This is a genomic window from Nostoc sp., from assembly GCF_036917465.1.
Taxonomy (GTDB): Bacteria; Cyanobacteriota; Cyanobacteriia; order Cyanobacteriales; family Nostocaceae; genus Nostoc.
This window is the reverse complement of the sequence record NZ_JBALDL010000065.1, coordinates 59,501-74,090: the sequence shown is the minus strand read 5'-3', so window position 1 is coordinate 74,090 and position 14,590 is coordinate 59,501. Positions and strand designations below refer to the sequence as shown.

12 protein-coding genes are annotated in these 14,590 nt (G+C 42.0%); 6 read left to right on the top strand and 6 right to left on the bottom strand.

Features of this window, described 5'->3' with window-relative positions; translation table 11 throughout:
* Positions 1 to 153 precede the first annotated feature (153 nt).
* A complete protein-coding gene (locus V7K38_RS14435) occupies positions 154 to 906 on the top strand; it encodes a hypothetical protein (protein WP_334858740.1) in 753 nt (250 codons plus the stop codon).
* A 226-nt stretch (positions 907 to 1,132) separates the two neighbouring features.
* On the opposite strand, the gene V7K38_RS14430 is transcribed toward V7K38_RS14435, so the two are convergent.
* From V7K38_RS14430 to V7K38_RS14420, 3 genes are all read right to left on the bottom strand, one after another.
* Positions 1,133 to 1,588, bottom strand: coding sequence for a tellurite resistance TerB family protein (locus V7K38_RS14430; RefSeq protein WP_334858739.1), 456 nt, complete (start codon positions 1,586 to 1,588; stop codon positions 1,133 to 1,135).
* 208 nt (positions 1,589 to 1,796) lie between these two features.
* Entirely contained in the window at positions 1,797 to 2,933 is a 1,137-nt protein-coding gene (locus V7K38_RS14425; protein ID WP_334858737.1) for an AI-2E family transporter, read from the bottom strand.
* 85 nt (positions 2,934 to 3,018) lie between these two features.
* On the bottom strand, positions 3,019 to 3,210 hold the full coding sequence (locus tag V7K38_RS14420) for a hypothetical protein (RefSeq protein WP_334858736.1): 192 nt from the start codon (positions 3,208 to 3,210) through the stop codon (positions 3,019 to 3,021).
* A 300-nt stretch (positions 3,211 to 3,510) separates the two neighbouring features.
* Here V7K38_RS14420 and uvrA point away from each other — a divergent pair, with 300 nt between their 5' ends.
* Positions 3,511 to 6,399 (top strand): excinuclease ABC subunit UvrA, encoded by a 2,889-nt coding sequence (uvrA, locus tag V7K38_RS14415; protein ID WP_334858735.1) that lies wholly within the window; start codon positions 3,511 to 3,513, stop codon positions 6,397 to 6,399.
* Between the two features lie 797 nt (positions 6,400 to 7,196).
* Positions 7,197 to 7,445, top strand: coding sequence for a DUF7219 family protein (locus V7K38_RS14410; protein ID WP_334858733.1), 249 nt, complete (start codon positions 7,197 to 7,199; stop codon positions 7,443 to 7,445).
* Positions 7,446 to 7,521: 76 nt separating this feature from the next.
* Here the strand turns inward: V7K38_RS14410 and V7K38_RS14405 are convergent, their stop codons facing one another.
* Entirely contained in the window at positions 7,522 to 8,553 is a 1,032-nt protein-coding gene (locus V7K38_RS14405; protein ID WP_334858731.1) for a VOC family protein, read from the bottom strand.
* A 320-nt stretch (positions 8,554 to 8,873) separates the two neighbouring features.
* Here V7K38_RS14405 and V7K38_RS14400 point away from each other — a divergent pair, with 320 nt between their 5' ends.
* Positions 8,874 to 9,107 carry a hypothetical protein gene (locus V7K38_RS14400; RefSeq protein ID WP_334858729.1) on the top strand — a complete coding sequence of 78 codons (234 nt, stop codon included), beginning with the start codon at positions 8,874 to 8,876 and terminating at the stop codon, positions 9,105 to 9,107.
* 165 nt (positions 9,108 to 9,272) lie between these two features.
* On the top strand, positions 9,273 to 9,497 hold the full coding sequence (locus tag V7K38_RS14395) for an asparagine synthase-related protein (RefSeq protein ID WP_442940772.1): 225 nt from the start codon (positions 9,273 to 9,275) through the stop codon (positions 9,495 to 9,497).
* A 94-nt stretch (positions 9,498 to 9,591) separates the two neighbouring features.
* On the opposite strand, the gene V7K38_RS14390 is transcribed toward V7K38_RS14395, so the two are convergent.
* A complete protein-coding gene (locus V7K38_RS14390) occupies positions 9,592 to 10,179 on the bottom strand; it encodes an rRNA large subunit pseudouridine synthase E (protein ID WP_334858728.1) in 588 nt (195 codons plus the stop codon).
* A 211-nt stretch (positions 10,180 to 10,390) separates the two neighbouring features.
* Between V7K38_RS14390 and hisC the strand changes: the two genes are divergently transcribed.
* Positions 10,391 to 11,452 (top strand): histidinol-phosphate transaminase, encoded by a 1,062-nt coding sequence (gene hisC, locus V7K38_RS14385; RefSeq protein WP_334858727.1) that lies wholly within the window; start codon positions 10,391 to 10,393, stop codon positions 11,450 to 11,452.
* Between the two features lie 526 nt (positions 11,453 to 11,978).
* Here the strand turns inward: hisC and V7K38_RS14380 are convergent.
* Entirely contained in the window at positions 11,979 to 14,564 is a 2,586-nt protein-coding gene (locus V7K38_RS14380) for a GAF domain-containing protein (protein ID WP_334858725.1), read from the bottom strand.
* Between the last annotated feature and the right edge of the window lie 26 nt (positions 14,565 to 14,590).

The window sequence follows — 14,590 nt, the reverse complement described above, 5'->3', positions numbered from 1 at the left end:
CTCACGCAGAAGCGCCCAGACGCGGAGGAGCTTTTCTGGTGAAATGGGACTAAAGAAACAGAAAGTTGAGATAAATCAAGATCAAGATGTTTGGCGATATCTAAAAAAAGAGTATAAGATGTAACCAATAATTTAAATATTTTACGAAATTTAATGAAATTATTTACTACGTTAATCGCTACGGCTGTTAGTGTGGCTGCTGTAGCTATTTCTGCGCCTGCACACGCACTCGTTTTCACACAGTGGAATTTCAACAATTCCAATCTAACTCCTAATATTGGTACTGGAACCGCCACCAATGCTGGAGGAACATCAACCTCTTTTTTCGGGGGTACATCTAGTGATACTGGTAGCCCTAATCAAGCTTGGAGTACAACCGCTTACCCAGGACAGAACACTGGTAACAAAACGGCTGGGGCGCAATTTGCCACTAGCACAGTAGGATATCAAAATATCATTGTGACTTGGGATCAGCGCAACTCAGCTACTGCAAGTTTATATGGCCAGTTTCAATATTCTACTGATGGGAATACTTTTGTGGATTTTGGTGCGCCATTTGTTGATGGTGGTAATAATACATTTAAAATTAATAATACTGTGAACTTATCAAGTATTATCGGAGTGAATAACAATTCTAATTTTGCTTTCCGGCTAGTTTCTGCTTTTGATCCAAATACTGGCAACACTTCTTATACTCCGACTAGCGGTGCAATATACGCATCTGCAGGAACTAGGCGTTTCGATCTCGTAACTGCAAATGGTGATGCCATAGCAGTCCCCTTCGACACTCCAGGAGGCGCAACCATTCCCACAGTCGGCTCCCTAGTAGCCCTTGGTGCAATGATAAAAGTTAGAAAAACCATAGCATCAAAAATAGCTAACCCTGTCACTAGCGCGGTTAGCTAGGCTAAACTGTTCCACCTCTAAGAAAGCCGTTTTCGAGACATTAACTTTGGTTCCAACACTCTTCAAATGTAATTAAAAAGCGATTGTTACATGGGAGCCAAGTTGACATTATCTTTTGCTCAAAAAGAGAGCGATGTCAATACTTTTCGGTTAAGATGCACAGTCCTTAATGATCCCCCTTAGTCCCCCTTAAAAAGGGGGAAATAGAGCCATCATTTAAAAAGGTTTACTCTTCATCTTCATCTTCTCCGAACACTGCGTCTATAAGTTCTTGTGCGCGTTCGTCTGAAATATTTAAGGCTTCCTGAAGCTCAGAGATGTAATCTTGTTCTGCTTCGGGTACTTCTTCGTCAATTCCTACTACTAAGATAGCTGTGATATAGGCAGTTTCACGATAACCTTTATTGGGTAAGGATTCGATGGACTGGGCGATTAAATCTTCTGGTTCTTCTTCTTGAATTAAGTTGACGACTTTTTCGGTCAATTCTTCAAAGTCTTCTTCAGAGTAATCTTCAAATAATTCAACCCGACCGAGAAATTCACTTAAACCATATTCTTCTGTTGAAGAAATACCTTCACCATCGGCTGCTGCGGAAAATAGTCCAAGGATTGCGATCGCAACTTCTGGTTCTAGAGCAACTGAACTAATACTACGGCCTTTGGGCAATTTGCGTTTAGACATAATTATCCTCTAAAAGTTACGTGATATTTCAGGAAGTGAAAAGCTTCCTAAAATGTAGGATTCCCAAAAGAATGCAGAAAATTATATTGGTATAAATATTTCTTCATGAAAAATCCGCCGAGGAATATACCTCGACGGATAAAGATGGTTAAATTGCCTTGAATCTCAAGGTTTTAAGGACTTGTGTACACCAAGCCCAAAAGCTGGACTAAATATCATCATCAATCGGTTGCTCCCGATTAACATTTTGACTATCTGCTGTCCAATAATCATCTCCTAAAGGAGATTCCGAAACTACTACCAACTCAGTCTCTTTATTATGATCGTTTCCCCATTCATCTAAAACATCTTTAATTAACACTTCTTGCAACCAAATCTTAGCGACAACAGTTAGGGGTAACGCTAGAAATAATCCTAAAAAGCCAAAGAAAGTAACGAAAAATAGTTGAGCAATTAAGGTTATGGCGGGTAGCAATGAGACTTGATGCGCCATGACGACGGGCGTAATAAAATTGCTCTCAACCTGTTGAATGATAAAGTAGAGAATCAAGACAGCGATCGCTTTCCAAGGTTCATCTAAAAAGGCGATCGCCATTGCTGGGATTACACTCATTGTTGGGCCTAGGTTGGGAATCAAGTTAAAAAATCCCGCTAAAACCGCCAAAGCTAGTGCTGCCTTTACATGCAAAATTGATAAGCCAATCAAACTCATCAGCCCCACTACACAGATGGCAATGAAAGCGCCTGTAATCCATCCCTCCAAAGAGACTTCACATTTATCTAAAATCCCATCTACCCGTCGCCGATAAAATGAGGGAAAAAGCCGTACAAATACTTTGCGATAAGCTAGGGGATCGGCTAACATCATTCCTGTTAAAACCAACACTAGCAAAATCTTGAGAACGACTTCCAAAGAGCCAGATACAAAGGCAAAGGAGTTTCCCAACAAGCGATTGACGAAGGGCTGTACTTGTTGGATGAGGCTGTTGATATCTGGGATGTAGGGAACCAACTGGTCAGGAATACGAGTTCTCAAGGCATCAAGCCAACTATTAAAGCGCCCAAACCCTTTAGGAACCTGATAGGTTAGTTCTTGAAACTGCTGTGCAAATGGTGGGACAATCAGCCAGAAAAAACCCACAATGCCTGCGAAAAAGATAGCTACTGCTAAGAGAACGGCGAATCCACGCTTCATCCCAAAGCGTTGGAAGCGTTTTGCTAGCCGATTTAAGGTGGTGGCTAAGACAACTGCGGCAAACATGAGCAAAAGCACTTCCCGAATTTGCCACAGGATGTATAAAGAAAGAACTATGGCGATTAAGCCGATCCATTGACCGAGGTTCACAGGCTGACTCCCAACGGTTGGCGAGATGCAATTTTGTTGTAATTCAGCTAGGTTAGCTGATTTTAGTCACTTGTGCGTACATAGTTTAAGTTAATTTCTGTGCTTGGAATCGCCACAGTAGCGCGATCGCTATAATCACAATCGGCGACAATATTATAATTAGCGCGTTGGTTGCTGTCGCCGGAATTGGTACACTTGGCCCTGCATACTTAATTAATAGCGATAACAAAGCTGAGAGTAAAAGTAGTTTCAGAACCAATCCTAGTTGATTTACCATAAGGGTACGGCAGACAAATTTTTGTGGATTTACTCGAATTTGGGCTATACCGCCCAGTTTCTACAATAAACCTACGGATACAATCCTTGACAATTTTCTTTGGAAAATAGCAGAGAGGAAATGGTTTAATTATGTGCGATCGCCTACGGGGATCTTGCTACGCCTCCCATCCTTAATATGTCTGCGGCATGATTCTGGAAAAAGAACTAAGTAAAACAGTACGATTGTTCTACTATAAACTAATTAAAGATAGTATTATTAAGGACTGTTTCATAAGAAACTCCTTCTTCGCCGCCCAATATGTCAGACAAACAGCTAGCAGCATCCTTGAATGGACATCTCCCCAACCCCAGCCAGAACAGCCAGAATACCATTCGGATTCGGGGTGCTAGGCAGCATAATCTGAAAAATATTGACTTGGAATTGCCGCGCGATCGCCTAATCGTATTCACTGGCGTTTCGGGTTCTGGTAAGTCTTCCCTAGCATTTGACACGATTTTTGCTGAAGGGCAACGTCGTTACGTAGAATCCCTCAGCGCCTACGCACGGCAATTTCTCGGACAGTTGGATAAACCGGATGTGGAGGCGATTGAAGGCTTAAGTCCAGCAATTTCTATTGACCAAAAATCAACGTCTCATAACCCGCGTTCCACTGTGGGTACGGTGACGGAGATTTACGACTATTTGCGGCTGTTGTTTGGTCGGGCTGGCGAACCCCATTGTCCGATATGCGATCGCTGTATTGCACCCCAGACAATCGATGAGATGTGCGATCGCATCATGGAATTACCAGACCGGACTCGCTTCCAAATCCTAGCACCCGTTGTCCGGGGAAAAAAAGGCACACATCGTAAGCTTTTGTCAAGTCTAGCTTCCCTTGGTTTTGTCCGCGTGCGGATCAATGGCGAAATCCGCGAACTGTCAGATTCCATTGAATTGGATAAAAATTTTACTCACACCATCGAAGTGGTAATTGACCGCTTGGTGAAAAAACCTGATATTCAGGAGCGTTTGGTTGATTCCCTGTCTACATGTCTCAAACAATCGGGTGGGATTGCAGCCATTCTTGTGAGTCTGCTTGGTGACGATGGACAAGAAAAAGAAGAAGAATTAGTATTTTCGGAAAACTTTGCTTGTCCAGAACATGGCGCGGTAATGGAGGAATTATCACCGCGATTGTTCTCCTTTAACTCACCTTATGGTGCTTGTCCGCACTGTCATGGAATCGGGACTCTAAGAAGATTTGCGCCTGATTTGATTGTACCCGACTGGGAAGCGCCAGTTTATGCTGCGATCGCGCCTTGGTCAGAAAAAGATAATTCTTATTACTTAGAATTACTCTACAGTGTAGGACAGATTTATGGGTTTGAGTTACAGACAAATTGGGGCAAGCTAACAGAAGAACAGAAACAAATTATTTTGTATGGGGAAAAAGATGAACGAGCCGCAGAAGCACAGAGAAAGCAGAGTTTTAAAGGTGCTATTCCAATTTTGCAACGGCAATATGAGGGCGGTTCGGAATTAGTTAAGCAAAAATTAGAGCAGTATTTAATCGATCAGCCGTGTGAAGTTTGTCAGGGAAAACGGTTAAAACCAGAAGCTTTGGCGGTAAAGTTGGGACAATATGGAATTTTAGATTTGACTACCGTATCAATTCGAGATTGTCGAGAGAGAATTGAGAAATTTGAGTTGAGCGATCGCCAGTTACAAATTGCTGATTTAGTCTTGAGAGAAATCAAAGCCAGATTGCAATTTTTGTTAGATGTCGGTTTAGATTATCTCACCCTTGACCGTCCCGCCATGACCCTTTCAGGTGGCGAAGCCCAACGAATTCGGCTAGCAACACAGATTGGTTCTGGTTTAACAGGAGTTCTCTACGTTTTAGATGAACCGAGTATTGGTTTGCATCAACGAGATAATGGTAGATTACTCAAAACTTTAACTAAATTGCGCGATTTGGGTAATACATTAATTGTCGTTGAACACGATGAAGAAACAATTCGTGCAGCCAACTACATAGTTGATATTGGCCCTGGTGCAGGAATTCACGGCGGAAATATTGTCGCCCAAGGTGATTTTCAGGCGTTATTAGCAGCAGAAGATTCCTTGACAGGTGCGTATTTATCAGGAAGACGAGTAATTACCACACCAACAGAACGCCGAGAAGGAAATGGGCGCAGTTTGGGGATTAAAAATGCCCATCGCAACAATTTACAAAATATAGATGTAGACATTCCATTAGGTAAGCTTGTCTCCATCACTGGTGTATCTGGTTCTGGCAAATCTACCCTAATTAACGAATTACTGTACCCATCTCTGCAACACCATTTAACTAAGAAAGTTCCCTTACCGAGACATTTGGATAAAATTCAGGGATTGAATGCCATTGATAAAGCGATCGTTATCGATCAATCCCCAATTGGACGCACACCACGTTCTAACCCTGCGACTTACACAGGAATTTTTGATGCCATTCGGGATGTGTTTTCCCAAACAGTAGAAGCCAAAGCTAGGGGTTACAAACCTGGGCAATTTTCCTTCAACGTTAAAGGTGGACGTTGCGAAGCTTGTAGCGGACAGGGTGTGAATGTGATTGAAATGAACTTTCTCCCTGATGTTTACGTGCAATGCGAAATTTGTAAAAGTGCAAGATACAACCGCGAAACTTTGCAGGTGAAGTATAAAGATAAGTCGATTTCAGATGTTCTGAGAATGACAGTTGAGGAGAGTTTAGACTTTTTCCAGAATATACCCAAAGCGATCGCGCGTTTGCAAACTTTATTTGATGTCGGCTTGGGTTATGTCCAACTAGGACAACCTGCGACTACCTTATCAGGTGGTGAAGCCCAACGGGTGAAATTGGCAACCGAACTATCTCGACGCGCCACAGGTAAGACACTTTATTTAATCGATGAACCGACAACAGGGTTATCTTTTTACGATGTCCACAAATTGTTAGATGTCTTGCAACGATTGGTAGATAAAGGTAATTCAATATTAGTAATCGAACACAACTTAGATGTAATTCGTTGTTCTGACTGGGTGATAGATTTGGGGCCAGAAGGTGGCGACAAAGGGGGAGAATTGATTGCTGTGGGTACACCGGAAGAAGTTGCAAAAAATCCCAGGTCTTATACTGGGCAATATTTGCAGCAGGTTTTGAAACAGTATCCAGCGATGAAATCTTAGTCTTTTCCAAGTAGGGTGCATTAGATAAAACTAAGCATCCTATCTCTAAATTTTTTCTCTATGGCTATGAATGGGCGAGAACTGGAATTCCTTCATTCTCACATTTAAAATCGATGTTTGAGTGGTTTATTCGATACACTACCTTTGATTTTGCCACACTTGGGATGTACGGAGTTTTTTCAAACATCAAATCGGAGTCCTAAGTCAGTTGGCATAATAAAACCAAACTATGTAAATAAAGATAAACTAGGCTAGAACCCTCTTCCCTTCTGCCTCCTGCCTTATCCCAACAACAAATTTTTACGCCAACCTCCTCATATATAGCGGTTCTCATTTGGGCGCAGTAGAGTTTTGACCTCACTTCCATTCCTCTCCCCTAAGAGGCTACGGTGTACACACAAGTCTTTGAGAGTGGCTTCATAGGCTTTTGATCCCCCCAACCCCCCTTAAAAAGGGGGGGCAAAAGTCTCTTAAAGTCCCCCTTATTAAGGGGAGCCACTGCGGTCTTGGGGTTTCCCCAAGTGGAGCATGTGGCGTGGATTTAGGGGGATCTCCAACGATTTTGGGTTTGTACAAAGATGTGTGTACACCGTAGCTCGTAAGAGGAGAGAGGCTTTGAATCTTACTCCCCAACCCTAGCTCTTAAGGGGTTGGAGGTTAGCTCTGTATTGGACTGACTCAATTGCGAACAGCTATAATATGAACTTATTCTGGAATTGGAACTTTCCGATGTGTATTTACACGTAGATAAGACTCAAATCTAGAACTCTAACAAAAAATTAATAGAGAGCAAATTAATGACAGAACCTAATTCGCAAGATAAAAATAGCTTTCTTTACCCTCGTAGTCGATATTATGGTAAATTCCAGCCAGAAACTTTAGCATTTAATGCCAATCTCCAAGAATTTGCCCAAAAAATTACTTATATTTCTTGTCTAGAAACAGGGGGTAAAATATCTCCAGAAGAAGCTTACGAGCAAATGAAGATGCTTTGGAAACAGTTGAAGCATAGCAAAAAAGAACTGGCTATTGGCATAGATAAATGAAAACTAGTTTTTGGGTATATGGTATGGGCAATAACTACCAATGCCCTATACCCCATACCCAATAACCAATACACAGTTAATTAGCTTCTAGCAAAGTCCAGAAATATCCATCTGGTGCAAGGAAGGAGAAACTTGTCTCGCCAAACTCATTACTAGTGATGTCTGTAACTTTTTGTGCAGTACTTGCTTTGATGCGATCGCAATACTCCTGTATTCCCTTAACCCGATAGGTATATAAAGACATACCCAAGCTACCTGGTTGGGCTGCCTCAAAGCGCGATTCTAAATTAATAGATTCTGGGAATCGGACAATATAAAGTCTACCACTACGTGCAGCCATCAGATCGGACTTAGAAGAACGGGGATCGTCAAAAGTAGTAACAATAAACTTTTCACCAGGGTTAAGGTCAAAAATATCTCGACCGGCTGGCGAAGATTCATAGCTAGTTTCGACATCATCACGCACACGCAACAAACCTAAAACTTCCTCATAAAACTTCAGGGTTTCTTTGCTGTCATCTTGAACGATGATCCCTATATGAGTAAACTGACTAGTCTTGAGAGCCGCATTATGGTTAACTTGTCCGTAATGCGGCAGTGTATAGCCAAACCTTTGAAATAAAACCTGTCGAGTTAAAGGTTGCAATAGCAGCATTTCTCGTACACCAACTGCTGGCTCAATAAAAGGACGGCTTTTTCTCTCTTTGTTATAGATGACTTCCCAATAAGGGTTAGTGTGCCTAATAGGAAAACCTGCGGCTTTTGCATCCTCTATATGATTTAAGATACTTAATACATCTGTCGTTAAGCTTGTTGCCCAACGATTTCCCTTAATTTTCATCGATGCTATTCCCAAACCTTCATGGGTGGGATTTTGCCAAACCATCAACCGAATCAAACCATGATCTGAGTTTTGGTGGTAGAGGCGGATCGAGTGTAAAGACGAATTTACTCCATATAATTGATAGACTACATCTGCGCTTAATTCGCCTACTTGACCAATGCGATAGCCAAATTGCTCCCAATACTGAATTGCAGAAATTGGTTCCGGGATGCCAATACAGACTTCATAGATACCTTCAATCGCGCTTTGTTGTTCTTGAGTCATAACAGTTTTGGATTTTAGATTTTAGATTCGATCAAAATTACTCATTCTTCATTCCTATATGGAGCATAGGAACGAGATAAATTCTTAAGGTTCACAAAAGTATCTCAGAAAGAATCCGAAAAGCAAGAACTTTATTTTGTAGGTCATAAGCTACAAAAGTGAGTATAGAGTTCTTTTGATTTCACGTAAGTAGGTAGACGTAATTAAATATAAGATCAAACCTCACCCTCAATCCCTCTCCTTAGTAAGCCTACCTTGTACACACAAGTCTTTTAATTTCTACGTAACGTAGTGTAGGCTAATCTTTACAAGTTAATGTATTGGCATTGCAGGTTGATGTATTGGCATTGCAGGTCGATGTATTGGCATTGCAGGTCGATGTATTGGCATTGCAGGTCGATGTATTGGCATTACAGGTCGATGTATTGGCATTGCAGGTCGATGTATTGGCATTACAGGTCGATGTATTGGCATTACAGGTCGATGCATTGGCATTGCAGGTCGATGTATTCGCATTGCAGGTCGATGCATTGGCATTGCAAGCTAAAGTGTAGGGCAGCTTTAAAAAACTTGTGTGTACGCCGTAGCCTTAGTAAGGAGAGGAAAGCCGGAAGCAGGGTGAGGTTTTATATTTAATTAACTACAGCAATTACCGAATTGCAAACTCTCTTTAAAAACTCCATTGAACGACAGGCGATTTAAAGGATGAGCCTGTTGGGGTGTTTCTCTCCGGTGGACTCGATTCTTCAGTGGTGGCGGCGCTGCTGGTACAAGCAGGGGTTAAAGTCCGCGCCTACACTCTAGATTTTGGTGATGTAGGCATTCCAGAACATCCATACTCTGAACAAGTCGCTCAGTTTCTCAAAATTCCGCTTATTAAAGTTGCAGTATTTATCTTGTTCAAAGTTTTGGTTAATATAGCCGATACAGTTCAGCGCATTTAGTAAAATCATCCCGCAAATATGCAACGCCCAGTTCAGATAAGCCCAAAACCATCATATAGAGACGCGATTTATCGCGTCTTCAAAGACCAATTATTTACACCAATTTCGATTTACCGAAATTATGCAGAAATTGCAATTCAGATGTGGTGAGATCGCGCCATTGACCTAACTGTAGGTCATCTAATTTTAGGTGGCCTATACTGACTCTAACCAGCCGCAAAGTTGGAAACCCCACAGCCGCAGTCATGCGCCGGACTTGGCGATTTTTTCCCTCTGTCAAGGTCATTTCCAACCAAGCTGTCGGTACATTTTTGCGAAATCTAATCGGTGGCGTGCGCTCAGGTAGCTGTGGTTCTTTTGGTAAGAGCCTCACTTCTGCTGGTTGAGTGCGGTAATCTTGAATTTCCACACCTGTTTGCAACCTTTGTATCGCATCTATATCTGGAATTCGCTCTACTTGTACCCAATAAGTACGTTTATGACCAAAACGCGGATGAGCAAGACGATGTTGCAATTGGCCATCGTTCGTTAACAGCAGCAAACCTTCACTATCCCAGTCTAAGCGTCCTACAGGATACACATCAGGTACATCAATATAATCTTTCAGCGTGATATGTGTAGGAGCATCTTTTGTAAACTGGCTGAGAACGCCATAAGGTTTGTAAAAAATAATATATCTCATTGGGAATTGGGAATTGGGAATTGGGCATGAGATATTAGTTATTTCTCTATGTTCCCCTGCTTTTATTTTCTAACGTGACGGAACAAGGCAAAAGAAAGAAAAATTAGTAAAAAAATTTGTTACAAAGGCTTATTTTTGATGAAAACGACAAAAAACGATATCGTCAGAAATTGTGGCTTGAAATTTGCTTAAGATACACACCCAATGCTCTATGAATAATTACTTTCGCTCCAATGTTGATGCAATGGCTAGCTATGTCCCAGGTGAACAGCCTCAACGCGGGACACAGATTATCAAACTCAACAGCAATGAGAACCCCTATCCTCCTTCTCCTGCGGCATTAGCTGTGCTACAAAATATTGATGGCGAATGGTTGCGGCGGTATCCAGAACCTTTCGGTGGGGAGTTTCGGCAAGCAGCAAGTAAAGTTTTAGGAGTTCCTAGCGATTGGATTATTGTCGGAAATGGTAGTGACGAATTGTTGAGTGTGATAATTCGAGCTTGTGTAGAACCTGGGAATAAAGTAGTTTATCCGATGCCAACTTATGTGCTATATCGCACATTAACAGAAATGCAAGCTGCGGAAATTATTGAGATTCCCTACAGCAAGGACTACAGTTTACCTTTGGAAGAACTGGTTGCTGTCGATGGTTCTGTGACATTTATTGCATCGCCCAATAGTCCATCGGGGCATCTGGTAGCAACAAACGAACTGCGAAAATTAGCCAGTAAGTTATCTGGAGTTTTAGTGATTGACGAAGCTTATATAGATTTTACCGAAGAAAATGCATTGGATTTGGTAAAGGAATACGAAAATGTGATCATAATTCGCACTCTATCTAAGGGGTACTCCTTGGCTGGATTGCGTCTGGGATTTGGGGTGGCGAATCCCAAACTATTGCAGGGATTGTTTAAAGTTAAGGATAGCTATAACATTGATGCGATCGCTTGTGCAATTGGCACGGCTGCTATTACCGACCAAGCTTATAAAAATGCTTGTGTAGTAAAGATTAAAGCATCACGGACTAAGTTAGCAACAGATTTAAAACAGTTAGGTTTTCATGTTTGGGATTCCCAAGCTAACTTTTTGCTGGTACAGCCTCCACAAAGAAACGCAGAATATCTCTATCAAAAACTGAAGGAACGGGGAATTTTAATCCGTTACTTCAAGCAGTCTAGACTAGATGATAAATTGCGCATAACCGTTGGTACTGATGAACAAAATCAGGCTTTAGTAGAGGCGCTGATTTATTTGTTGAAGAATCAGGATTAGGAAGAAATAAATCTGGCTTTTCTACTTCTGAAAATTTGCTTGTTGCATGTAAGTTTGCTTTCTGAACGATGCACAGCATATATAGGATTACTATTTGATTTTTGAACTAAATTAGATATTGTAGAGTGTGTTAGAACGGAGTTCGTAACGCACTATTATCAAGGGTTTGATGTGTTACGCTGTCGCTAACACATCCTACGTATATTTTCTCCAGGGACTTCCAAATAAAAAAATACCCAAAAAACTGACGAAAAAACTCTCTCCTCCTCATTCCTCTGTGTTCTCTGTGCGGCAGTCGCTCATGGGGGAAACCCCCAAGACTGCGCTGCCTTGTCTCTGTGGTTCGTTTCATTTGGGTAATTTATTTCTTGGAAGTCCCCCAAATAAAACCGGATTCCTATATAGCGGTTCTCCTTTACGTGAGGTACACCCGTAAGGGCACGGCACTGCCGTGCCCCTACACCTCACAATATAATCTTGTACCGCATCTGAACGATGCACAGCATATATTAGGCTGTGCCAATACTTATTTTTCCAGAAATGTCCAGACTCCTTCATCCCAATCTGACTCTGTTGGAGGTGATTGTAACCAATGCTGACAACGCAACAGATGCAACATAGCTGCCTTGTCGTGGTTGTCTGCTGCTAAAACTTTGGCAAACTCGGCTCTAGCCAAGGAAAACTGGCGCTTGAGGTAATACTCGCGTCCTTTGTGATAATGCTCAATGACTTGCAATTTTTCGCTTTCAATCGGGTTGGAACGCAACCCCAGTAATTCATATATGGCTACTGGCTCATTTCTGCCTTTGACACGAATGTAATCTAGTTCCCTAGCCCAAATATTCTCTTGGCATGGTTTAAAAGTGTTATGGCTAATAATAATGTCGCAACCATATTGTTTACTGACACTTTCTAATCGAGAGCCAAGATTAACGCCATCGCCAATAGCGGTAAATTCCATCCGTTTACTAGAGCCGATATTCCCACTAATCACGATATCAGAATTAATGCCAATGCCGATCTTGATTCCAGGCTTATTATCTGTATAGCGCCGTTGATTAAATTCGTGCAGGCGAACGCGCATTTCTAAGGATGTTTGCACTGCCATCCAAGCGTGTTCTTGTAATGGTAGAGGAGAACCAAATACAGCCATAATTGCATCGCCAATGTATTTGTCAAGCGTACCTTTATGTTTAAAGACTGCCTCCACCATTGATTCAAAATATTCATTGAGCATACTTACCACTTCTTCTGCTTCCAAGTTTTCTGTCAAAGTGGTGTAGCCGCGAATATCGGAAAATAAAATCGAAACTTCTTTGCGATCGCCTCCTAGTTTAGCATCATCCAATTTCAGCAATTCTTCGGCTAATTCCTGAGTCATGTATCGGTACATGGTACTCTTGAGCCGCTTTTCATCACTGATATCTTCCATCACCACCAGCGCCCCCCGGACTTGCTCGTTGTCGCTGGCATCGGCAATTGTGTTAATGGATAAATTGATACTGTGCTGCACTGTACCAGTAGTTACGAGTGTGCGATCGGGGTAATATTGCTGGCGGCCTTTTAAATCAACTGCATGTAAAGCATCTTGATACCACTTGCTAAAGTCGCCTTCTTTGATAGCGATCGCATCAGTAACCAATTTACCTTCTAATCGGTCTTCTATCTCCAGCCCTAGCATCCGCTTGGCACTCTCATTAGCGGCGATAATTAACCCAGTTTTATCAGTGGAAACCACTCCATTAGAAAGACTACGGAGAATATCCCGTTGCATTTGTTCTTGTTGCTTGACTGTGGCAAACAACTGGGCATTTTGTAGCGCTACTCCCGCTTGAATATTAAAAGCTTCCATGAATTCTTCATCGTTGCGGTCAAAGCTAGCTTGGAAGCAGTCGGGAGCTTTGGGCCAATCAACTGGATTATAAGGTGGAAAATCACCAGTTTTCTTTTTATTTACAAGTTGGGTAACGCCAATCAGTTGTTGATCGGCGTTGAATACTGGCATACAAAGCAAGCTACAGGTGCGATAGCCATTTTGCTGGTCGAGTAGTTTGGCTGTATCAGAGTCAGAATGGTAGTACAAATCAAAGGCAATATTTAGTTTTTTGCCAGAAGCCGCTACTATACCGGCAAAGCCTTTACCTACGGGGACTCGTAATTCTTTAGTTGAACCATCATCCTGAGTGATTTTCGTCCACAATTCATGGCGATCGCGGTCTATTAACCATAGTGTACTGCGATCGGCATTCATCAGTTCTTTGGCTTCATCCATCACCCGCTTTAGGGTGTCTTCTAAGTCGAGGCTGCTTTGAGAGAGAGACTTAATCGCCTTCATTAGCGCCGCCACTGCTCTTTGTTTTTGGGTGGCGACATAAAAAGAGCGGGAGGACTCTAAAATTAGGCGAATCGAAGGGGCAAATTCTTGAAATAATTGTTCGTCAGCAGAGAGAAAACCTTTGGTATCAATGCGCTCTGCAAGGGGAGTAGCGTGATTATTCCCAGATTTTAATTTATTCAGTAATTGGACTACTGCAACTAATTGTCCATGTTCATTTAAGAGTGGCAAAGCCAACATGGTGTAGGTGCGGTAGCCAGTTCTTTTTTCTTGTTCTTGGGCAAAATGCGATCGCGGATCGTAATAAAAATCAAAAGGAATATTGATAACTTGTTTAAAAGTAGCAACTTCCCCGGCAATGCCTTTATTGGCAGGGATGCGAATTTCTAAAGAGCGATCGCCTTCCCCCTCAGCTAAAATAGACCAAAGTTCTTGTTTTTCTTCATCCAATAAAAATATCGTTGTCCGGTCTGCCCCCAGTAATTCCCCGGTCTTCAAGGTAATCGAATGCAACATTTCTTGCAGCAGCGTTTCAAACCCCTGAGAATCCAGCATTGATAGGGTTTGATGGACAATCTGTAATTTTTGCTCGACATCTTGAACGACCTGCTTAAAAGTATCCTGAGTCAGGGGAGCAAGAAAGGTAGAAAAATTTCCTTTTCTTGTGGTCAGAGCGCCCACAGGAGCAGAATTTGTTTGTAATTCGAGGTTTTCTTGGTTGTGAACACCAATCATCAAATCGGTGGTTTCCCCATAACTTGCTTGATACACTGACATAACTGGTATTTTATATAGCAGGATGA